A 21,476-nucleotide genomic window follows, 5' to 3' on the forward strand; every position below is an offset into this window, starting at 1 on the left:
ACTCTACCTTAGTATAGACCACAGATGCACGCAGATACACACAGATGCGAATAACCCTTATCTGCGTGACCAGCTGAACGAAAGTTCAGCAGGCATCCAACTCCGAAGGAGGTGGATGTATCTGTGTTTATCTGCAGGTATACTTGAAAACTCATTAACAATTAGAATCTCTACAGAGCCGAAATTGCCAAAATATCTATATCATTAACCACACTATACCAGATAACCCGACCAAGAGGTGTAAAAGATAACTGAACAACTAAGCTCCGGCTGCAAGCCCATTGATGACCTCCTTGGAGGAGGATTCGAAGCAGGAGTCGTCACCCAGATATTCGGAGAACCCGGGAGTGGTAAGACAAATCTGTCCCTTCAGCTTGCAGTGGAATGTGTCAAAAAAGGAAAGAAAGTGATCTATATTGACACGGAGGCCATTTCCCCTGCAAGATTCAAACAGATAGCAGGAGAGAATGCAAAGGAGATAGCACAGCACATAATTATCTTTGAGCCTCACAACTTCGAGGAGCAGTACGCTGCCGTGAAAGAGATAGAGAAACTCATCTCTGATAAGATAGGGTTGATAGTAGTTGATTCTGCAACAGCATTCTACCGGTTCGAGCTCGATCATGAAGAATCAAGTATGAGAACCAGAAGAGAACTCTCGAATCAGATAGGTTTCATACACGCCATCGCCCGCAAACACAGGATAGTGGCAGTAATAACCAACCAGATCTACACCGACATCGCAACAGGGAATGCAAGACCCATAGGTGGCAGCGGGATAGAGCACATATCCAAAACCATCATCCAGCTCGAAAAGACAGGTGATGGCAAAAGACGTGCAAAACTCTGGAAACACCGTTCACTTCCCGAAGGCGGGACATGCGAGTTCAGCATCACCAATGAAGGTGTCAGGTAACTAGATACCAGATACCTGAAATGAAAAGAAAAAAAGAGAGTATTTTCGGGCTCAGGCCCTTGCAATCGTGATAAAACCGGTATGACCTACTTTTGTTGTCGACGGGCGTGTACCCCTCGCAGAGAATGATATCTCACGTTCCGTGCATTCTATAGTCACCACATCATAGAAGCCCTCGGCCTCCATTGCATCACGTATCTCCTTTGTCTGCTCGAAGAAAGGAGAATATGTTGCAAGGAATCCTCCAGGATGCAGTACCTTCCTGACATTGGGGATAACATCCTTCGTGTTCTGAGTGTCAAGGGTGATCACATCGAACTTCTCATCAGTGATATTGTTTATTTCCTCGACGATGTCACCACAGCGAAGTTCCACGTTGTCAAGACCGGCATTTTCCACATTCTTACGTGCGACCTTCACAAAGTCCTCTTTTACCTCATAGGTGACGACCCTCTTTGCAATGGAACCAAGATACATCGTCAGAATTCCCGAACCAGTACCTGCATCGAGGACAACATCGTTCTTGCTGAGACCGGTGTAGGCGATTATCATGCCTATGTCCTTGGGCATCATGGGAGCGCCGGTCCTCTTCGCGTGCCTGAAGAAGTCAGGCATCTTGGGACGCTGTATAGTGAATTCCTGACCTTTATGAGCCACTACAGTATCACCGGGAACCTTATCAGCAAGGGTTGAGAGCTCAACTATACCAAAATCCGTGTGCAGTTGCTCATCGGATACTTTCACAATGAACTCCCTGACCTTACCCCTGTGGGAGGTCTTCAGCAAAACCAATTCACCAGTTATCATTATCTTACACCTGTGGACCGTTTTTTAGAGACATACCTGCTGGACGGGATCGTCACGATGTCCCGTTTTATCGAGTGCTTTACCATTGTCAGATGAGACATCATCTCATCGAACTCGTGGCGATATGCTTCTGCAAGTGTCCCTGCATATTCAACCCCCTCCCATGTCAGCACATATTCATAACTCTGCCGGAACCTCCCGTCCTTCTCATAGTAACGGAGATCCTCATCCACGATACCCATGGCAACTAGCACCTGGATGTCCTCAAAGACCTTTTCACAATACGGGAATCCATACCTTTCATGGAAGGAGTAATCAAAGAGGTTCTTCAGTTTCGGGAAGCTGCTGAGCTCCCGGATGGTACGGTAGAGCCATGTGATATGCCGAAGGCGAGGGATCGATATGGAACCTTCCTTTTTATTTTCATTAACGAAGATACAGTGGACCGCATAGAACAACAGGATTATTCCCTCTATTGGAAGATACTGGCCCTCACGCGTGAAGTTCAGGAGCCTGGGAGAAAGATCATCCACAATCCTGCGCAGTTCTGAGAGCACAGCGGCAGAATCATTGTCTGTGACAATATCAGGATGAGTGAAGGCTGTAAGGGACAGTTGTCGGGAGATAGCACGGACAAGGCCGTTGGCAAGTGCGGATTCATCGTAGAAGAAACCATCCTCCTCATCCATTGCGATACGCATACTCTTCGGAACCCCTGAGGCAACGGTGAGGTCCACAAGCACATCACCCAGCTCTCCGGCAAGTCTGGACTCAAGTCTCCTGGTAGCAACACCATGACGTGCAATGGTGGAAAGTGCCATCCTTGTTGATGGCCTGAGTATCTTCTGGCTCAGCCTTGCAACAGGCACGTATAGACTGCCATCACGCAGGTCGTTCAGTAAAGCAAGTGACTTTTCAGATGCATTGGACCTGATGAAATTCAGCAGGTCACTATCGTTGTATTCTGTAAAGAAACGAACTATCTCATCCTTTGCTGCATCTGACCCCGAACTTTTCCCAAAGCGTTCCAGAGCATCCTCAAGTGCATAGAGCAGCATGACCCGGGCCGCCTGTGTCTTTGGATTATGGATTATGGCAGTATAGTGATGAGCACGGGATACCAGCAATGATTCAGCAGCCGTGAGAGCCATGTCATTCCCATAACCTGAGCCATCAAAGCTACCCAGTACAACGTTCCCGTCCTTGATAATGAGACTTCCAATTATCTGGTCTACATCTATGAGCCCGAATGACACACCGGTGTGATAGGAATCCCTCAGAAGGAAGTCTATCCTGTCTGCATCAACATCACCTGCAATGATATGAGCGAGATATGGTTTTGGTATCGACTGTGCATCTCCTGTGGCGATCTTCGATATCTCAGCAAAGAAGTCGAAGGGATCCGTACCGAACTCAGACTCCACATAACGTGCAATATAGTTATCCTGCGGAAGTATCCTTGAGATGATATCCTTCGAGAAAGCCTCGTGTTTGATGAACTTCTTGCCCTCGATGACAGGCTGCAACTGAGGATTGCGTTTGAGCACGTTCTCCACGGCATGGGAGAATGCAGAATGACCCACATCATGCAGGAGTCCTGCCAGCCTTATCTTACGAATATCCTCAGCCTCAAGTGACAGGGACTGGCCAATCACCGATGCCATATGCATAGTGCCTATACTATGCTCGAAACGTGTGTGATTGGCGCCGGGATAGACATGGTCAACAAGTCCCAGTTGCTGGATGTTCCTGAGCCTCTGTACATGTTTTGTGTTAAGGATCATCTGCTCGAACTCGTCGAGTATGATGGTCTTGTGTACAGGGTCGTGGATTATCAGGGGTTTTTGCATTGGCTGATATTATGAGGAGGGAGTATATAAATGGAGAGTAAATATAATTAGCCAAGAGTTAGGCTTTGTAGAATTTCTCATTTGAATTGCTCATGCAGAAAAAGAGTTGAAGACAACAGCTTATTTTATTCATCTTTTCGAATCGTGCCGGCTTCGCCGGGACCCTCCGGGATGGTTTAAGTTGTTCATGACTTCCGATTAACCTAACTTATTGTGTTGTGGACCCCTGTATTTTATGGCTCTACAAATAATCAGTGACAAACAAAGAACAATGCAACCAACCGCCGCAGGCGGCACGTTCCTTTGCTACCATCCTGAAGATTATTAAAATAATATAGTTATTGAAATTGCTGATTTCAAAGTTGCAATTAGCAGGATTTCTACAAATCCAAGATTTAATTGAAAACTAAATAGACAAAATTTATATGATACATTTCAAAAACTTGAATATCTATACTATAACAAAGAACTGATCAAATGGTACAAATTCCAACCTTTCCAGATAGTCACCTAGAATCAATGGCAAAATCACTTGGTGAATGTGGTAGTAGAAGTGACATTACCCGAATTCTAAATGAATTAAACATTAAAGATGATTCACAAGAAAGTACTAAATGGAGACGACTTTACTGGGTTTTTACAGACTTGCAGAAACAGCATAATTGTGCAAATCATATTTTTGGATTCATCCAATCATTGATGAATCCTATCAGATTTGTTGGTCGCAAGGAAGAATTTGAAGAAAATAGAGAGAAACTCAATAGTATACTAATTTTTTCAGGCTTTGAGTATGGAGAAGATGGAAATTTCAGAAAATGTAAAAATGCACGCACATTAACTGAAGCTGAAAAAAGACTGAAAACAATTCAAAGCAAATTTGAAGGAAGAAAAATACATCCCGAAGTTGTAAAATATTGTAGGACAGAGTTATTACAAGACAATTACTTCCATGCTGTTTTTGAAGCAACTAAAGGATTAGCTCAAAGAATTCGGGACATGTCAGGAATAGAATTAGATGGCGCAGCCCTTATTGACAAAGTGTTTACCATTGAAAGGCCAATATTAGCAATTAATTCATTGAGAACAGAAACGGAAAAATCTGAACACAAGGGTTTTGCTCTGCTCTTAAAAGGTTGTTTTGGTGCTATCAGAAACCCATTAGCCCATGAACCAAAGATTCTTTGGGAAGGAGAAGACGATGCAGCAGATTATCTTTCATTAATTTCACTTTTACATAGAAAGTTAGACAACTGCGTCCCGACCAATTTACATAAAAATTGAGACAAAAACGCTTAAAAAACCAACCTTTACATTTTTATCCCGGTTCATACATTTAGAGAGTCAGATAGCATGAGAACCATAGACTGGAATGACGACTCAAATTCAATTGTAATGATAGACCAGACCCTCCTGCCAATGGAGTACAAGGTCATTGAATGCAAAACGCTTGCCTCCCTCTGTGAGGCTATCAAGTCCCTGCGTGTGAGGGGAGCTCCTGCCCTTGGTGCAGCCGGTGCCTATGGTGTCGCACTTGCCGCAACCCTCAGCAGTGCAAAGGACATGGAAGGGCTCATCAGGGACCTTGAAGTGGCTGCAAAGACCATCAAGGCAACACGTCCTACGGCGGTCAATCTTGCATGGGGAGTCGACAGGACCATTGGTGCAATCTCAGATGCATATGACCTTGCCGGCATCAAGGATGTAGTACTCAGTGAGGCAAAGAACATCGCTGATGAGGATGTGGAGACTAACAAGAAGCTCGGAAAGTACGGAGCAAAACTGCTTGAGGATGGCGACACCGTAATGACACACTGCAATGCCGGAAAGATGGCATGCGTGGACTGGGGAACCGCACTCGGAGTGATCCGTTCCGCCGTGGAGGCAGGAAAGGACATCAAGGTAATCTCCTGTGAGACAAGACCGCTTAACCAGGGTGGCAGGATAACAACATGGGAACTCATGCAGGACAACATCGATGTAACACTTATCTCCGACTCCATGTCAGGACATGTTATGAGCAAGGGTATGGTGGACAAGGTCATCGTAGGTGCTGACAGGATAACAGGAGATGCGGTCTTCAACAAGATAGGCACATACACACACTCAGTACTTGCAAGGGAACATGAGATCCCGTTCTTTGTTGCAGCACCGATCTCAACCTTTGACCCGAACAACTGGGAGGATACCGTCACGATCGAGCAGAGAGATGCGGATGAACTGAGATTCTTCAGGGATGTACAGATAGCACCTGCAGATGTGAAGGTCTATAACCCTGCATTCGATGCCACCCCAATGGAGAATGTGACCGCTGTAATCACAGAGAAGGGAGTGTTCTATCCACCGTTCCTGCTGGATGAGCTACTTGCATGAAGGCACATCCTTTTAAATAATGAAGGACATGGAAGGGAACAGATAGATTAATCATAACCACCTATAATTGATCAACAATTAAATACGGAGATACAATGGCTAAGAAACAATCCAGTGGCGGCGGCTTGATGTCATCTGCCGGCCTTATGCGCTATTATGATGCAGATAAAAGAGCAATACACGTAGACCCTAAGACCGTAATGGCCGTCGGTGTCGTTATAGGGCTCGTAATTCTCATACTTGATGCAAACTTCGGAATGTGGCCTGTAGTATAAACTACTGTCACATTACATCATTCTTTTTTTACGATATTTTTAGGATCAGATTATATTTAAGAGATGGAATCAAAAAAGAATAGTGTGAACTATCAGGAACGCATTTCCTTGATAGTTGCGCAGATCCTTCTGCAATGATGGGTCTTTGGTGCACTATTATCAATAAGCACTCTGCCTTTGTCCTCCCACCAGCTACGAGGATATGCCTTGTCCGCTTCTACCTCAGGATTCAGCCCAAGCTTTTGTGCTGCCATATTGATCTCTTTGATAGTCGGGGACTCCACAGAGGTCCTTCTGGAAACGATACGACCATGTTTTCTGGATTTGGTCTTATCGATATATGCAGGCCAGATGACCAGTTTACCCCTGTCTTTCATCATCATGGGTCTATCAATAGACCTCATTTAATTTAAATTTGCCCTGAGACTAAGAGAAAAATATTGGTAATACCCAAATGACACACTGCTTTTTTATCCATCTGACAATTTGGGCCAGGAATGAGTATCACACGCAGGAACATAGATAGTTCGTCAGATCATTCGAATTAATTCGGCCTGCCCGATAGGTGGAATGCTTCTGGCCAATGCAGGACCAAAGAAAACCCTGACGTTCATCCCTTCTTTTAAGTTCTTTGCGTCAAAAAGACCTCCGTTAGGGTCAACTATTACAGTTTCCTCAGATATCACGAATTTAATTCCTTTTGTATAACCTAAGTTACTTATTTCCTCACTTTCAAGCAGGATGATCGGATATGAATCTCCATCTTCGAGAGAAGATATGGTCCCATTAACAATGTTAAGGGATTCAGAGCTTTCATTGTTGTCTGTGGACCCCTCTGCTTTAGCAAATAACATCCTGCCATCATTATCCCCTATACCAAGGACAAGCTGTTCATCATCCATTGTAACAGTAGTCACACTGCTTAACAGAGAAAGATATTGAACATCCAGTGATTCAGAACCACAGTATGCAAGTGTCATTGGTCCCGGCAATAATGCAAGATCACTACCTTCCAGTGTGTAGCTTCCACTTCCAACGTTGCAGTCTGCTTTGATCGAATATGTTCCATCTGCTTCGAAGACAAGTGTGTAGTTCTCCTGATCAGGAACTACGGATTGGCTGGCAGGTTCGGTTTCGATAAGTCCAGACCATTGCCATTCAACATCAGTGATATCGCTTATGGAAATATTCTCAATTTCCATTTCTTCGTTTCCCATATCTTCCTTATCATCAACAGTTTCAGTACAGCCTGATACTAAAAGAGTGACTGTGATAAAAGTGAATATGATAAGTAAAGCCAGTATTTTCCTTATAGTTTGCATCGGTTATTACTCCTTGAACTCACTAGAGCATGCTACTATTTAGGCACTTTCTAAACTTCAAGCCAATTTGAAGTCTTCGTGTATCATTTAAAACCGCATCATTGGAAGGTTTTTGAAAAAATGAAAGACTCACATTAAGAGTCTTTCCATATCTTCCTCGACAGTGGTGTTCGGTGTGATATTGAACTTCTCCACCAATACCTTGAGGACATTCGGCGAGACAAAGGCCGGTAGCTTTGGACCAAGTGTAATATTCTGTATCTCAAGCCTCAGCAGGGTAAGTAACACAAGGACTGCCTTCTGTTCATACCATGCGATATTGTACGAAATAGGTGCCTCATTAACATCTGTAAATCCAAGTCTTGACATAAGTCCCTGTGCAATAACGACAAGAGAGAATGAATCATTACACTGCCCTGCATCAAGCACCCTCGGGATCCCGTCAATATCTCCAAGGCCGAGTTTATTGTAACGATATTTTGCACATCCGGCAGTAAGGATCACAGTATCTTTGGGCAATGCCTCTGCAAAATCCGTGTAGTACTGCCTGTCCTTCTGGCGTCCGTCACAGCCTGCCATGACAATGAACTTCTTTATCTTCCCGGTCTTTACAGCATCGACTATCTTGTCTGCATTTGATAACACAGAGTTGTAAGCAAAACCACCCATGATGCTACCTTCTTCCAGTTGTACAGGAGGCGCACAGCTCTTTGCCTGTTCGATGAGAGCGGAGAAGTCCTTCTGTCCATCCTCAGCTACAATATGTGTGGCACCATCATAACCTACAGAACCAGTAGTGTATAACCTGTTAATGTAGCTCTGCCTTGGAGGAACTATACAATTGCTTGTCAGTAATATTGGTCCGTTGAAACTCTCGAATTCCTGCTTCTGATGCCACCATGAACCGCCATAGTTACCTACCAGGTGTTCATATTTCTTAAATTCAGGATATGAGTTTGCAGGCAGCATCTCACCATGTGTGTAGACATCCACACCGGTCCCTTCGGCCTGGTCCAGTAGTTGTTTCAGGTCCTTCAGGTCATGACCGCTTACGAGAATTCCAGGATTTCCCCTTGTTCCGATATTGACCCGTGTGGGTTCAGGATTCCCGAATGCAGCGGTGTTCACCCTATCAAGGTCCGCCATTACATCAAAACCCTTTTCCCCGCACTTCAGGACCAATGAGATTAGATCCTTATCTGTCAGGCTGTCATCTGTGGTTGCTATCAGTCCTTCTTCTACAAATGAATTGACCTTCTTATTGGAATTTCCAAGCATCATAGCATGATGTCCATATGCTGCAATTCCTTTGATACCAAAGATCAACAGTTCTCTCAGTGACCGGATATCTTCATCCTCTGTTGCAAGTATACCTGTATCCCTGCCCCTGAGGTTTTCTGGACTCACAGTTGCTATCTCTGGCAGGTCACTCTCGTCAAGTGCATTGTTATCCAGAAGTTTCTGTCGGATCTCATTCTGAAGTTCGAATGCCCTGTCAATGCGGTCCTGAATTCCGCTCGCTCTGAAATCGGTATTTGTGATGGTTGAGAACAGTGCATCAAGCATGAAGTCATCCGTGCTATTCTCAGAAATGTTTGCCTTTCTTGCTTTCTGGTTGTAGAAGGCAATGCTCTTAAGCACATAGATAAGATCATCCTGAAGGTCTGCAACCTCACCTTTCTTACCACACATGCCATTCTTTGTGCAGCCTTCCCCGTTCATTGTTTCTTCACACTGGTAGCAGAACATCTTGTCACCCATATTCAGGTATGATGTGCAGGTATATCTAGTTACTTTGTCCGGGAGCAAACGGAAGAATGGATAAAATATAAGTACACTGGATACCGCCTTGTACCCATGATAGACGTACCACGAGAAATAAAGGTCGAGTCTGAAGTAAAGGATTTCATACTCAAAGCAAAAAAGGACTTCCGCCTTTGCACCACCTGCGGAGGACCCGCAATACTGCCAGTAGATATGAGCGTGCCAAAGGATTCCGACATAAAAGTGAGGATAGGGGATAATACATTACACGTGTCAAAGGTCCAGGCGAGATATATCAGGCAGGTAGATATGAGAATGCTTCTCGGATATCTGAACTACTGCCAGAGGAACGGTATTGAAGAATACTGATATCGTATCCTTTTTCCCGTCCGGTTGAGCAGCTGATCACTGATACTCTTCATCCAGTGATTCATTTATATTCCTGAGCACTTCGGCAACGAGCATCTGGACCTCTGTTGCATGCTCTTCAGGGATCTCACTTCCTTCCGTATCCATGAGCTTTTTGATATCGATGACCATCTTGTGGATCATGGATATCATCTCTTCCTGAGTTATAAGACCCGCATAGTAGGCATAAAAGAAAGTGGTGCCACTGCGCTGGACCTTCTTCTTGAAGGATGCCCTTGCATTTGAGACCTCCTGTCTTGAATACTTCTCATCCATGAACGGAACGAGTTCCGGAAGGTTCTCACCTATCCATGTCATCTCGGAGTGGTCGGACAGGTTCTTGAAGTCAGCACACATCCGTGAAACCACCCATTCCCTGGCTGTAAGATGCGTGGTCTCCTTCAAAAAACGAGTTACATCGGAGTAACTCTTATTGTCCATTTTCTTGAATTTCTGATACTTGTTCATCGCCATTCACCCATTGTCAGACTGACACATAGATAGTATTGCAACCAATGTATTACATAGTTGTCCTTCAAAATATATAATTATAACCAAACAGAACAAAAATAAAAAATATTGAATGTATATAAAAATATAGATCAAATTGGGAGAAAAACTATCGTTCAGTGCATCAACAGGTTCCAAGTGCCTTTTTCATTATCTCTTTTCCTGAACGCACATCCCCAATGGAGAATACTTCCATGTTGAAGATGCCTTTGTAACCCTTCAGCTCATTAAGCACGGTATAATCAACCTTTCCTGCACCCGGTGCGAGATGTTCATCCCCGTCATACTCATTCGTCCAGACACCACCATTGTCATGTACATGCACGTGAACAACATGGGGTGCAAGCGTCTTTGCGAACTCACGGAGCTTCGTGCTGTCACCGCCACATGTAAGGTTCGCGTGACCTATGTCGAATGTAGCACCCAGATTGTCTGAATTCACCTCTTCAACCGCCCTTATAAGTTCATTGACCTCGCAGCACATGTTACCTGTTGAAGTTCCTTCCTTGTTCTCAAGTCCCAGCATCACACCACTGTCCTCTGCATCTGCAGCAAGGACCTTAAGATTAGAGACCATCCTGTCAAAACATGCTTCGTGATTCTCATCGAACCTTCCGGGATGCAGGACTATAGCATTCGAACCAAGCTCAGACGCCAGTTCTATGGATTCGCGGATAAGACGGAACTCCCTTTCACCCATGCTGGCAGTATCCACTACCACATCCTTCGGATAGGTGGGAACATCTGCAAAATAAGGAGCATGAAGTGAAGTGTTAAGGTCGAATGTCGAAAGCTCATCAAGTATAGCAGCCAGGATATCCTTCTGGAGGACCGAATCCCTGTAAACCCCGAGTTTTGGCATGTAAAGTTCAACAGAGTCCAGTTCAGAGGCTATCTCGGACAGACTTCCTGCAAAGGATGAAGCACCTAATATCATACTTAGATGGAAATGATAGTAATAGATAAGATCTTTGCTTTTTTGTTTTCTGGTAATTCCAATAACCAAAATACTTATCTAAATTAAAGAGCACCAGCAAAGCGATGAAACTTTATGCTCCCCACGTGGGACACCTTGAGGGACTGGAGGAGCTGCTTACCGGTTCCAGCGATATCTACGGCATCTACATGGCTGGTACACCGGACTATGTAGGCACCGGAAGGACGAATCTCAGTGCGCCCGGACTTGAGGAGATAGCCGAGCAGACCGAATACGCACATGAGAAAGGCGTGAAGATGGAAGTCGTCCTGAACAGTTCATGCATGGGTGGACAGCATCTCACAGCGGAAGGGTACAACAGGATCAACTGGTATTTCAATCAGCTAAATAACATAGGAATAGATTCCATAACAGTTGCAGAGCCTTATTTTGTAGAGATGCTGGCAAAGGACTTCGACATGGAGGTCGTTGTTTCCGTTCTTTCCTTCGTGGATTCCCCACAGAAGGCCGAGTTCTATGAAGCACTCGGTGCAGATACTATAGTAATAGATCCCGTGATCAACCGTGACTTCGATAAACTTGAAGCCATAAGGGATTCAGTATCAACCGACCTGAAACTGCTTGTGAATGAAGGATGTCTCTATCAGTGCCCCTTAAGGTATGCACACTTCAATTTCTTCTCCCACTCAAATGGCCCGGGACCAAAACTCAACGTGTTGGATGACTACTACTATTATAAGTGTCTCTCACTGAGGATAAAGGATCCACAGCAACTCATCAAATCCCCATGGATAAGGCCGGAAGACCTTAAGGAATACAGGCACATCACCGATATCTTCAAGATAGGAGGAAGAACGCACTTCCCTAACTGGATACTAAACAATGTGCAGGCATATGCCAATGAGTCATACGATGGTAACCTTATGGACCTTCTTGACTGTCCCCGTGACATAAGGGACCTGTTCTATATACCTAACAAGGAACTAGATGGCGCCCTTTCACAGTGGAAGCAATGTAGCAAGACATGCAACAGATGCGGATACTGCAAGAGGCTTGCAGAGAAGATAATAAATGTCTACACGACAGAAGATGGCGAAAATGTGCTCAAGCCCCTTAAGATAGAAGGAGGACAATAATGACGATAACAGAAACATTAGCAAAGAACCGCGGTGACCTTGAGAACAAACTAAGGAACCTGCTCGCAAAACCGGTCTTCCTCATCGAGCTTGATGCTTTTGCACTTCCATGCGGATGTAATGGAGTTACCATAAACACCAGAGGGGTACAGTATGATGATATCGAGATATTCGAGGAACATGTCACCAAACATCTGAAAGAGACATCTGAGAACCTTGAAGTAGAACCATCATTCCTCTTTGCAAGGCTTGTGCCAGGCACGGCAGAAGTGGCTTCCCTGAACAGCAGATCACTTTGTAACAGATGTTATATGGATTTTGCCAGAGGTAGCGGCAAGCAGCCAAGGCCGGACATATATATACTTAACTTTGAACGCAGAGAATAGACCTCTGTATCTTCAATATTTTTTGAAATATATATTTTTAACGTTTATCGCTTCCGATATTTTTCCTACTGCATGGGTTAAAAAACAACCCTTTTGACAGGATTCATTCGAAAGCTTTAAGAAGTATTTAATATAATCCAAACCACCTTACGTTAGTTTACGCCATAGCAATTATGACAGAATATTCAAAAGATAATCTGTTGTGATCTTGGCATATCTACACTAATTTATAATACAAAAAGGAGGAAATCTGAATGGAACCGCTCACAGGTATGGGCGTACTCGCACTTATGGGAGCAGCCGCAACTATTGCAGGCGCCTCTGAAGACCTTGAATCAGATGTTGGGTCACAGAGTAACCCGAACTCTCAGGTGCAGTTAGCGCCCCAGATGATGTATCCACACAGGATACACAGTAAAGCTGTTTCTGGTGAACCACCTTCAAACGCACTCATGTGTGCTATTGGTGGAACTACCGCATCCGTACTGATCAGCACTGGTGCATCCGCTGTCCTTGCACTTGCTATTGGAGCAATTATTGCAGCAGCGATACACGGCACTTATTCAATTACTGCATATATGGGCAGATCAGCAAGTCAGAAACGTTTCAAACAACCAGTTTATCTTGATGTAATTAGAAGTCACACACCCGTTATTGTAGGATATTCATTTATCACAACATTCTGTATCCTTGTGGTAGCATATCTTATGGTAACCGTACTGGCACATCCTTTCCCACTGCCACTTCTGGCATTCATATGGGGAATCACTGTCGGTGCTATCGGTTCTTCAACCGGTGACGTACACTACGGTGCAGAAAGACAATTCCAGAACGTCGAATATGGATCAGGCCTCAATGCTGCAAACTCCGGTAACATCGTGAGAAAAGCAGAGTCCGGTCTTAGAAATGGTATCGACAATTCCTGGTTCTGCGCAAAATTCGGTGGACCTGTAACAGGTCTCGCTTTTGGAATGACCGTTTTCCTTAGTGGCTGGATCACAACAGTGTTCGACGCTACAAAAGGAGATGCGATCGGCTGGGTTTCAGTCCTCGCAGGTGTAATTATTGTACTTATTCTTATACTGTGGAACAGGAACATGGAAGTCGCTGCCCGTAATGCATTTGGACCATACAAGGAAGATGAGGCAGAAGCAGAGGTGGCTGCATGATAGACATAGCAGGAATATTGATGGAGAATATACTCTACGTGGTCCTTATCACATTAGGTGGAGTACTTATCTCATGGAGTGTCCACTTCGTACCAGTAGGTGGTGCTCCGGCAGCTATGGCACAGGCAACAGGTATCGGAACAGGTACCGTCCAGCTTGCAGCTGGTGCAGGTCTTACAGGACTTGTAACTGCAGGTGCCATGATGCAGATCACAAACAATGCAGGACTTATTCTTGCATCCGGTGCAGCCGGTGCAATGATAATGATGGCTGTTACAATGATCGTAGGAACATGGGTATATGTATATGGTGTCGGATGTCCTCCAGCATCAGCAAAGGTAAAGTACGACCCAATTACAAAGGACAGACAGGACCTCTACGTCTCACAGGGTACTGAGGGACACGGACTTCCAACAGTGTCATATGTAAGTGGTGTTATCGGTGGTGCACTTGGTGGTATCGGCGGTTCACTTATATACTACTCACTCATGAGCATCGAGAATGGACTCGCTCTTCCGGACCTTGTAGGTATGGCCAGTGTTTTCGCAGTAGGTATCTTCTTCGTGAACGCGGTAATCCCATCATACAACATAGGAGGAACCATCGAAGGTTTCCACGACCCTAAGTTCAAGAGGTTCCCAAAGGCAGTTCTCGCATCCTTTGTAGCAACATTCTTCTGCGCATTACTTGGCGTATTAGCAATAGGAGGTCTGTAAATGTCAGCAGGCGGAAGTGGAGCAGCCGCAGAGGCAATTCCACAGAATAAGATTATAGCTTTTGGTGTTGCAGGCGGCCTTATCGGAATATACGCAGCATATTTCCTTGTGGACATAGTAGGATCATACATGTCCTTCATCGGTGCACTTGGTGCAATATGCGGTATGGTATGGGGCGCAGCATCAGTTAGAAGAGTAGCAAGTTACGGCCTTGGTACCGGTGTACCTTCAATTGGTATGCTTGCACTCGGTATGGGTGTACTTGCAGCAACATTCGGCCTTGCAGTCGGAGGCGTTGCCGGACCTGTAATTGCACTCATTGCAGCAGCGATCATCGGACTTATGGTCGGTGTACTCGCAAACAAGGTCCTTAAGATGGGAATCCCTATCATGGAGATATCAATGACAGAGATCGCAACAGCAGGAACAATTACAATTATCGGTCTTGCTATTGCAATGACAGGAACATTCGACTTCCCGGTCATACTCAGTCAGGTTATCAGCACCGGATACATCGCAGTGATATTCATTGCAGGTGGTCTTGCGATCCTTCACCCATTCAACGCATGTCTTGGTCCAGATGAGACACAGGACAGGACACTCATATGTGGTCTTGAGAAAGGTGCTATCGCAATGATCGTAGCAGGAATAGTTGCAAGTATCAACGAAGGTGCATCAGGTGCACTCACCATCCTCATAGGACTTGCGATCTGGTACGTAGCATTCGCCGGATACTATGACCGTGTAAAGAGAGATGCATACATAGTTGTCGGAACAGGACTACTGCCATCCAAGGAGGAATTGGAATGAGCATGGTACATGTAGCCCCTGAGGCAAACCTTGTACTGGACCCACTCACCTCACTTCTCGCAGCAGAAAGAGAGGACATAATCCAGTATTCAATGGACCCTATAATGGAACAGCTCGACGAACTCGACAAAATAGCCGATGACCTCGTAAACTCCCTGGCACCAAGCCAACCACTCCTCAACACATTCGAGGGACGTGAGCACACATCATACAGTGCAGGTTTCTTTGGTAACACATTCTACGGAGTAATAGTAGGTCTTGGCGTTGCAGGACTTATGCTCCTGGTCATGGGCGCATTAGGAGTGATGTGAAATGGCAGATAAAAGAGAAACAGCCCCAGGATGGCCGATCCTCAAAGGTGAATACGATGTTGGAGATGTCAACAACTGTGTTGCAGTCGTAACATGTGGTTCACACCTTGATGCAGGCCCACAACTGGCTGCAGGAGCATGTCTGACAGGTCCATGTAAGACAGAGAACCTTGGTCTTGAGAAAGTAGTTGCTCACATAATATCAAACCCTAACATCAGATTCCTTCTTGTAACAGGTTCTGAAGTAAAGGGTCACATTACCGGTGAAGCGATCCTCAAGATCCACGAGAATGGTGTCAAGGACAACAGGATCGTCGGTGCAACAGGTGCTATCCCTTACGTAGAGAACCTTTCAGAAGAAGCGATCGCAAGATTCCAGGAACAGGTCGAATGTATCGATCTTATCGGTACCGAGGACATGGGTGCCATTACCGGAAAGATCAAGGAACTTGCAGGAAAGGACCCCGGAGCTTTCGACGCAGACGCAATGGTACTTGAGGTCGGAGAAGGAGGCGAAGGCGATGGTGAGGAAGCCGGCGGACTCAAGCCAATGGCAGCTGAACTTGCAACCGTAAGAAGCAGGATACTGGCTATCAATAAGGAAATGATGGCTATCGGTAACCTTAACAAGTTCCACTCCGGTGTACACGCAGGTAAGGTCGAAGGTATAATGATTGGTCTTGCAATAACACTGTCACTACTTGGAATGCTACTGTTCGGAGGTCAGTAATATGGCAGAAGAAGAATATGGAAAAGGCGTACCAATGGTTATAACCCCACAGATGGGACCCATTGAAGCTGTAGTTGAGGACATCCGTTACAGGGCCCAGCTCATTGCAAGGAACCAGAAACTTGACTCCGGTGTATCTGCAACAGGCATATCCGGATTCATTGCAGGACTTGTATTTGCAATTGTAATGGTAGTGATCATCCCTATGTTCGTCTGGAAGGTGATGTAAAATGACCGACAGAAGCGACAGGGTACCAAGTGTGGTCACAGACCCGGAAGACTTTAACGCAGTACTTGAGAAGCTCAACAAGATAGATGAGAAGGTCGAGTTCGTTAACAGTGAAATTGCACAGCGCATTGGTAAGAAAGTTGGAAGAGACATAGGAATACTTTACGGAGCTGTTGCCGGAATAATCATATTCCTGCTTTATGTACTGTTCCTTGCACCTATGCTCGGTATTTAAACAAAGAGGTTATTCATATGTTCAAATTTGACAAGAAACAAGAGGTATATGATGTCGGCGGCGTCAAGTTCGGTGGCCAGCCAGGACAGTACCCTACAGTGCTTATAGGAACAATGTTCTATAACAGGCACAAGATCGTGACTGATGAAGACAAGGGTGTCTTCGATGTAGAAGCTGCAAACAAGTTATGGCAGGCAATGGTTGACATGGGCGAAGTTACAGGTAACCCAATCGTTAACCAGATCGTCGGAGAGACACCTGAAGCGATCAAGAAGTACATCGACTGGTTCGTTGAGATAGATGACAAGACACCATTCCTTATCGACTCATCCGCTGGTGACGTTCGTGCAGCAGCAGCAGAGTATGTTACAGAGATCGGTGTAGCTGACAGGGCTATCTACAACTCCATCAACGCCAGTGTCCACGCTGACGAGATCGAAGCGATCAGGGAAAGCGACATCAATGCATCAATTGTGCTTGCATTCAACGCAACAGACCCAAGCGTAAAGGGTAAACTCGACATCCTTGAATCCGGTGGTACCGGACAGGAGAAGGGTATGCTCGAGATCGCAAAGGAATGTGGAATCACAAAGCCACTTATCGATGTAGCAGCAACCCCACTGGGCGCAGGTTCCGGTGCATCCATGAGAGCAGTAATTGCTATTAAGGGACACCTCGGACTTCCTGTTGGTGGTGGATACCACAACATGGCATCCGCATGGGACTGGATGAAGGCATACAAAAAGCAGTTCGAGACAAAGGAACAGAAGCAGGCAATCTACATGCCAGCTGATATCGGAACAAACCTTGTTCCACAGATCCTCGGATCCAACTTCCAGCTTTTCGGTCCTATCGAGAACACTGACAAGGTATTCCCTGCAACAGCAATGGTAGACATTATGCTTGCAGAGACCGCAAAGGAACTCGGCCTTGAGATCATGGACGAGAACCACCCAATCAACAAGCTGGTATAAACCAGCTTTCTTTTTTTCTTTTTACTAAAAATTACAAAAATAGAAAGAACCGCAGGTTTGAAAGTCCCACACCCCAGCCCGCCATAACTGTACATAATGTGTAGTTATGTATAATAAGAATACGTATTGATAATATATAGGGTTTACTCAATACTGCGCACATACAACAATACTATTTCTAAAGACCAGGTCAATGCAGCAAAATAATTAAAGAAACAGATACTATCAGCTAGCATGACCGAGGTAATGCTGATATGGGACACTCCCCTGTTGTTCGAGAAACTCTTCAAGGAACATGATATCAAATGCCAGAGAATAGTCTCCGGTTCCATAGGCACTCCTTTTATCTCACCCTGCAAATGTGTGGTTATCCCAACCGGTTTTGCAAATAGTGAATATACCAGCATTCTCCCCGGTATCGAGAGGAATGCTAAAAACTTCGAGAAATTTGTACGTTCAGGTGGTAACCTAATAGTCTTCGGGCCAATGGTCCCGGAATATAATTACGAATGGCTCCCCATGGAACTAGAATATAAGCAGGAACAGCAGGTAACCACGATCTGCACGACACAGGACCATGAAGCACAGTGTCTTGTGGAAGATGTATGTTCTGAAGTAGAATTTGACGGATATTTCTCAAAAACAGACGGAGAAGTTGTCTTCAGGAGTGAAGAAGGTAATCCCCTCATGGTGGTAAAAGAACTGGGCGAAGGGAAGATAATAGCCACAACGATCCATGAGTTCCCGTCAGGAAGGTTCCTGAAATGGATCAATGATACTGCAAAAAAAAGTAAGATATAATTACTGAGCAGTTGAACAATTAATTATTGAAGTCCTTCCGGAGCTGCTCTGCAATATCTGCAGCATCAGGAAGCCTGAGCACAAAAAGACCAAAGCAGGGTTTGATGTACTGGAAGAATACCACATCTCCTTTTACACCCACTGGAACATCATCGCCCATCAGGGCCACACCACGTAACCTGTAACCACCAGGAACATGATACATCTCATCGGACCTTTCCCTGATCATTTCCTCACACTGAGCGGGAGTCCCACCCTTTAAGAGGATCTCAAAGGGAAGGTCATTGATACAAGCCATGATAATACCCTGATAAATTATTCCACGATCACAAGGTCTTTGACCTTTATTCCTTTTTCCACGATGCGACCAACTATCTTGCCACCGGTCATACTGGCGGCCTTTTCAGCCTGGTCCTCTGGAAGGATGATGACAAATCCCATTCCCATGTTGAATGTCCTGAACATCTCAAGGTCATCCACATTACCCTCTTCCTGAAGGAATCTGAAAATAGCATTCGGCTCTATCGGGTCATAGAAGTCGAAACCAAGTGATGTAACCCTCTTCAGTTTAAGGAGACCACTGCCTGTTATATGTGCAAGTCCATGGACATCACATTCCTTGATCACATCAAGGACCTCCATGTAGATCCTTGTAGGGATGAGAAGCTCATCGCCAATTGTGGTTGATGTGTCGTAAGGGAACTCATCATGATATGAGTATGAAGACTGCTCCACTATATTCCTTACAAGGGTGTATCCGTTACTGTGAACACCAGCAGCCGGAATACCAACAATGGCATCCCCGAGCTGTACATCCTCACCTGTGATTATGTTCTCTTTTTTGACCATACCAAGACAGGTGCCTGCAAGGTCGAAGCCCTTTATTATATCAGGAAGCGTTGCTGTCTCTCCACCGACTATGGTCATGCGTGAGATCTCAGCACCTTTCCTCAGACCCTCGCCTATCTGTGATGCGAATTCCTCATCGTGCTTCTCAAGGGCAAGATAGTCCACGAATGATATTGGTTCAGCACCGATAGCAAGCAGGTCATTGACATTCATTGCTATACAGTCTATACCCATTGTGTTCCAGCGTTTCATCTCGTTGGCTATCAGAACCTTGGAACCCACACCATCCGTTGCAAGAGCAAGGGCATATTCTCCGAAATCGATCAGCCCTGCATAGTGACCGATGCCCGTCAACGGGGCACCAAGTCCCTCACGTTTGTAGTCCATACTCTTTGTGAGAGCCTTTATGGTCTCTTCTTCCTTCTCGATGTCAACACCGGATTCTGCATACGTAAGGTGTTTGTCTTTCATTGGGATCCCTGCATTATTTATCAAGTTCAAATTCGCTGTGTAAGGTCTTAACTGCATCGAGTGCTTCCTCTGAACTTACGACAAAGGAAATATTATGTTGTGATGAACCCTGGCTGATCATGATGATATTGGTACCGGACTTTCCAAGGGAATTGAATACCTTTCCTGCAACTCCCGGGATACCATCCATGCCTGCACCGACAACAGCTACCACACATACATCGCGGTCATAGGCGATATCACCAACAACATTGGTTGTGAACTCCGACCTAACCGCTGCCACTGCTGCCTCCAGATGGTCCTCATTGACCACAAGGGACATGTTTGCCTCGGATGAACCCTGACTGATCATGATGATATTGACACCTGCATTGGCAAGTGCGGAAAATACCCTTGCTGCCGTGCCGATGGTACCCACCATTCCAGCTCCACTTATATTGATCAGTGCAACCTTGTTGATGAGCGTGACCGCTTTGACAACATCCTCTGTACGCTGCTGCTCCGCAACTATAAGAGTACCCTGGAATTCAGGTTCAAAGGTGTTCTTCACACGAACAGGGATCTTATGTTTGATCGCAGGTTCGATGGTCCTTGGGTGAAGCACCTTGGCTCCGAAATAGGAAAGCTCCATTGCCTCTATGTATGATATCTGTGGAATAGGTCTTGACTCAGGTACGATCTTAGGATCGGTGGTCATGATACCGTGAACCTCTTTCCAGAGCCAGATCTCATCAGCATCGATCGATGCTCCGATTATTGCTGCTGAGAAATCGGAACCTCCACGTCCAAGAGTAGTGATGATGGATTGCCTGTTCTGGGCAATGAAACCAGTTACCACAGGTATACTATCCCTGATAAGTGGAGAGAGCCTTTCTTTTACCTGGGTATAGGTGTCTTCCAGAACCCTTGCATCACCATAGTTTGAATTGGTCAGGATACCTGCCTCTCCTCCTGTAAATGCCTGAGAGGGAGTGCCAAGTGAGCGAATAGAACCACTTACTATAGGCGCAGCAAGGCGCTCACCATATGAAGATATGTAATCAATGGAACGGTTCGTCAGTTCACCGAGGTAACAGATACCTATGAGGGCCTTTTCCAGTTCATCTACCCTGCTGTCTATTGCTTCCACACATTCTGACCTTATTGCCTCATCATCGATAGCAACATTGATCGCATCATAGTGTTTTTTCGTAAGGTCGGCAATGAATTCCTTGACCTGTGTCACTTTGCCGTTCCGGGATACGTCTTTTGCAGTTCCCAGCAGGCCATCTGTAACACCACCTAGTGCAGATGTCACTGCTACAAGTTCATTCCCATTCATGTGATACTGCCTTACAAGCTCTGCCACATGACGGATCTTTTCGCCGTTTTCCACGGAAGTCCCGCCGAACTTCATTACGATTCTCATGATACAACCACGTTTAGTTTGTCAGCTAATTTCGTCTATAAACAGTGCAGACCAATATAAAGATTATGTGCAGAAAAAACTCTGAAGTTCAG

The 21,476-nt window shown here is 45.3% G+C and carries 26 protein-coding genes; 16 read left to right on the plus strand and 10 right to left on the minus strand.

The features are described 5' to 3' along the window. Positions 1–247: 247 nt before the first annotated feature. Positions 248–916 (plus strand): DNA repair and recombination protein RadB, encoded by a 669-nt coding sequence (radB, locus tag V7O63_RS00665; RefSeq protein ID WP_340820861.1) that lies wholly within the window; start codon positions 248–250, stop codon positions 914–916. Between the two features lie 51 nt (positions 917–967). On the opposite strand, the gene V7O63_RS00670 is transcribed toward radB, so the two are convergent. Further along, a complete protein-coding gene (locus tag V7O63_RS00670) occupies positions 968–1,723 on the minus strand; it encodes a tRNA (adenine-N1)-methyltransferase (protein ID WP_340819217.1) in 756 nt (251 codons plus the stop codon). Then, positions 1,723–3,573 carry an HD domain-containing protein gene (locus V7O63_RS00675; RefSeq protein WP_340819219.1) on the minus strand — a complete coding sequence of 617 codons (1,851 nt, stop codon included), beginning with the start codon at positions 3,571–3,573 and terminating at the stop codon, positions 1,723–1,725. Before V7O63_RS00675 ends, V7O63_RS00670 begins: the two co-directional genes overlap by 1 nt. A 477-nt stretch (positions 3,574–4,050) precedes the next feature. Here V7O63_RS00675 and V7O63_RS00680 point away from each other — a divergent pair, with 477 nt between their 5' ends. The 3 genes from V7O63_RS00680 to V7O63_RS00690 all read left to right on the plus strand — a co-directional run bounded on the left by V7O63_RS00680 (position 4,051) and on the right by V7O63_RS00690 (position 6,218). Beyond that, positions 4,051–4,854 (plus strand): TIGR02391 family protein, encoded by an 804-nt coding sequence (locus V7O63_RS00680; protein ID WP_340819221.1) that lies wholly within the window; start codon positions 4,051–4,053, stop codon positions 4,852–4,854. Between the two features lie 69 nt (positions 4,855–4,923). Next, positions 4,924–5,943, plus strand: coding sequence for an S-methyl-5-thioribose-1-phosphate isomerase (locus tag V7O63_RS00685; RefSeq protein ID WP_340819222.1), 1,020 nt, complete (start codon positions 4,924–4,926; stop codon positions 5,941–5,943). Positions 5,944–6,038: 95 nt separating this feature from the next. Next, positions 6,039–6,218, plus strand: coding sequence for a preprotein translocase subunit Sec61beta (locus tag V7O63_RS00690; protein ID WP_340819224.1), 180 nt, complete (start codon positions 6,039–6,041; stop codon positions 6,216–6,218). Between the two features lie 92 nt (positions 6,219–6,310). Here the strand turns inward: V7O63_RS00690 and V7O63_RS00695 are convergent, their stop codons facing one another. The 3 genes from V7O63_RS00695 to hcp form a co-directional block, all read right to left on the minus strand. Further along, positions 6,311–6,622, minus strand: a complete 312-nt coding sequence (locus tag V7O63_RS00695) for a signal recognition particle protein Srp19 (protein ID WP_340819225.1) — start codon at positions 6,620–6,622, stop codon at positions 6,311–6,313. Between the two features lie 126 nt (positions 6,623–6,748). Then, a complete protein-coding gene (locus V7O63_RS00700; protein WP_340819226.1) occupies positions 6,749–7,540 on the minus strand; it encodes an META domain-containing protein in 792 nt (263 codons plus the stop codon). A 129-nt stretch (positions 7,541–7,669) separates the two neighbouring features. After that, a complete protein-coding gene (gene hcp / locus V7O63_RS00705; RefSeq protein ID WP_340820862.1) occupies positions 7,670–9,289 on the minus strand; it encodes a hydroxylamine reductase in 1,620 nt (539 codons plus the stop codon). 108 nt (positions 9,290–9,397) lie between these two features. Between hcp and V7O63_RS00710 the strand changes: the two genes are divergently transcribed. Continuing rightward, entirely contained in the window at positions 9,398–9,673 is a 276-nt protein-coding gene (locus tag V7O63_RS00710; RefSeq protein ID WP_340819228.1) for a hypothetical protein, read from the plus strand. Between the two features lie 36 nt (positions 9,674–9,709). Here V7O63_RS00710 and V7O63_RS00715 read toward each other — a convergent pair whose 3' ends face one another. Both V7O63_RS00715 and V7O63_RS00720 read right to left on the minus strand, forming a co-directional pair. Continuing rightward, positions 9,710–10,180, minus strand: coding sequence for a DUF5806 family protein (locus V7O63_RS00715; protein WP_340819230.1), 471 nt, complete (start codon positions 10,178–10,180; stop codon positions 9,710–9,712). A gap of 166 nt (positions 10,181–10,346) precedes the next feature. Next, positions 10,347–11,159, minus strand: a complete 813-nt coding sequence (locus V7O63_RS00720) for a sugar phosphate isomerase/epimerase family protein (RefSeq protein ID WP_340819232.1) — start codon at positions 11,157–11,159, stop codon at positions 10,347–10,349. A gap of 104 nt (positions 11,160–11,263) precedes the next feature. Between V7O63_RS00720 and V7O63_RS00725 the strand changes: the two genes are divergently transcribed. The 11 genes from V7O63_RS00725 (at position 11,264) to V7O63_RS00775 (ending at position 18,656) form a co-directional block, all read left to right on the plus strand. After that, positions 11,264–12,295: a peptidase U32 family protein gene (locus V7O63_RS00725; protein WP_340819234.1), complete on the plus strand. Its 1,032-nt coding sequence runs from the start codon at positions 11,264–11,266 to the stop codon at positions 12,293–12,295. After that, positions 12,295–12,681 carry a DUF5402 family protein gene (locus V7O63_RS00730; protein ID WP_340819236.1) on the plus strand — a complete coding sequence of 129 codons (387 nt, stop codon included), beginning with the start codon at positions 12,295–12,297 and terminating at the stop codon, positions 12,679–12,681. Before V7O63_RS00725 ends, V7O63_RS00730 begins: the two co-directional genes overlap by 1 nt. Positions 12,682–12,935: 254 nt before the next feature. Then, positions 12,936–13,850 carry a tetrahydromethanopterin S-methyltransferase subunit E gene (gene mtrE, locus V7O63_RS00735; RefSeq protein ID WP_340819238.1) on the plus strand — a complete coding sequence of 305 codons (915 nt, stop codon included), beginning with the start codon at positions 12,936–12,938 and terminating at the stop codon, positions 13,848–13,850. Next, positions 13,847–14,566: a tetrahydromethanopterin S-methyltransferase subunit D gene (mtrD, locus tag V7O63_RS00740; protein WP_340819239.1), complete on the plus strand. Its 720-nt coding sequence runs from the start codon at positions 13,847–13,849 to the stop codon at positions 14,564–14,566. Before mtrE ends, mtrD begins: the two co-directional genes overlap by 4 nt. Next, positions 14,567–15,376 carry a tetrahydromethanopterin S-methyltransferase subunit C gene (mtrC, locus tag V7O63_RS00745; RefSeq protein WP_340819241.1) on the plus strand — a complete coding sequence of 270 codons (810 nt, stop codon included), beginning with the start codon at positions 14,567–14,569 and terminating at the stop codon, positions 15,374–15,376. After that, the gene (locus V7O63_RS00750) at positions 15,373–15,687 is read left to right on the plus strand and encodes a tetrahydromethanopterin S-methyltransferase subunit B (RefSeq protein WP_340819243.1); all 315 of its coding nucleotides are present in this window, start codon (positions 15,373–15,375) and stop codon (positions 15,685–15,687) included. Before mtrC ends, V7O63_RS00750 begins: the two co-directional genes overlap by 4 nt. 1 nt (position 15,688) lies before the next feature. Continuing rightward, the gene (gene mtrA / locus V7O63_RS00755; RefSeq protein WP_340819244.1) at positions 15,689–16,417 is read left to right on the plus strand and encodes a tetrahydromethanopterin S-methyltransferase subunit A; all 729 of its coding nucleotides are present in this window, start codon (positions 15,689–15,691) and stop codon (positions 16,415–16,417) included. 1 nt (position 16,418) lies between these two features. After that, positions 16,419–16,646 (plus strand): tetrahydromethanopterin S-methyltransferase subunit F, encoded by a 228-nt coding sequence (locus V7O63_RS00760; RefSeq protein WP_340819246.1) that lies wholly within the window; start codon positions 16,419–16,421, stop codon positions 16,644–16,646. Between the two features lies 1 nt (position 16,647). Next, positions 16,648–16,881: a tetrahydromethanopterin S-methyltransferase subunit G gene (gene mtrG, locus V7O63_RS00765; RefSeq protein ID WP_340819248.1), complete on the plus strand. Its 234-nt coding sequence runs from the start codon at positions 16,648–16,650 to the stop codon at positions 16,879–16,881. Between the two features lie 17 nt (positions 16,882–16,898). After that, positions 16,899–17,855: a tetrahydromethanopterin S-methyltransferase subunit H gene (gene mtrH / locus V7O63_RS00770; RefSeq protein ID WP_340819250.1), complete on the plus strand. Its 957-nt coding sequence runs from the start codon at positions 16,899–16,901 to the stop codon at positions 17,853–17,855. Positions 17,856–18,089: 234 nt separating this feature from the next. Then, complete coding sequence (locus V7O63_RS00775; RefSeq protein ID WP_340819252.1) at positions 18,090–18,656, plus strand: hypothetical protein; 567 nt, start codon at positions 18,090–18,092, stop codon at positions 18,654–18,656. Between the two features lie 19 nt (positions 18,657–18,675). On the opposite strand, the gene V7O63_RS00780 is transcribed toward V7O63_RS00775, so the two are convergent. From V7O63_RS00780 to V7O63_RS00790, 3 genes are read right to left on the minus strand one after another with little or no spacing between them, the layout of a single operon-like run. After that, positions 18,676–18,954 (minus strand): DUF1894 domain-containing protein, encoded by a 279-nt coding sequence (locus V7O63_RS00780; protein WP_340819254.1) that lies wholly within the window; start codon positions 18,952–18,954, stop codon positions 18,676–18,678. A 17-nt stretch (positions 18,955–18,971) separates the two neighbouring features. Then, positions 18,972–19,976, minus strand: coding sequence for a phosphoribosylformylglycinamidine cyclo-ligase (gene purM / locus V7O63_RS00785; protein WP_340819256.1), 1,005 nt, complete (start codon positions 19,974–19,976; stop codon positions 18,972–18,974). Positions 19,977–19,989: 13 nt separating this feature from the next. Continuing rightward, a complete protein-coding gene (locus V7O63_RS00790) occupies positions 19,990–21,384 on the minus strand; it encodes an aspartate kinase (protein WP_340819257.1) in 1,395 nt (464 codons plus the stop codon). Positions 21,385–21,476 lie beyond the last annotated feature (92 nt).

Origin of the sequence: Methanolobus sp. WCC4, assembly GCF_038022665.1 — an archaeon.
GTDB lineage: Archaea > Halobacteriota > Methanosarcinia > Methanosarcinales > Methanosarcinaceae > Methanolobus.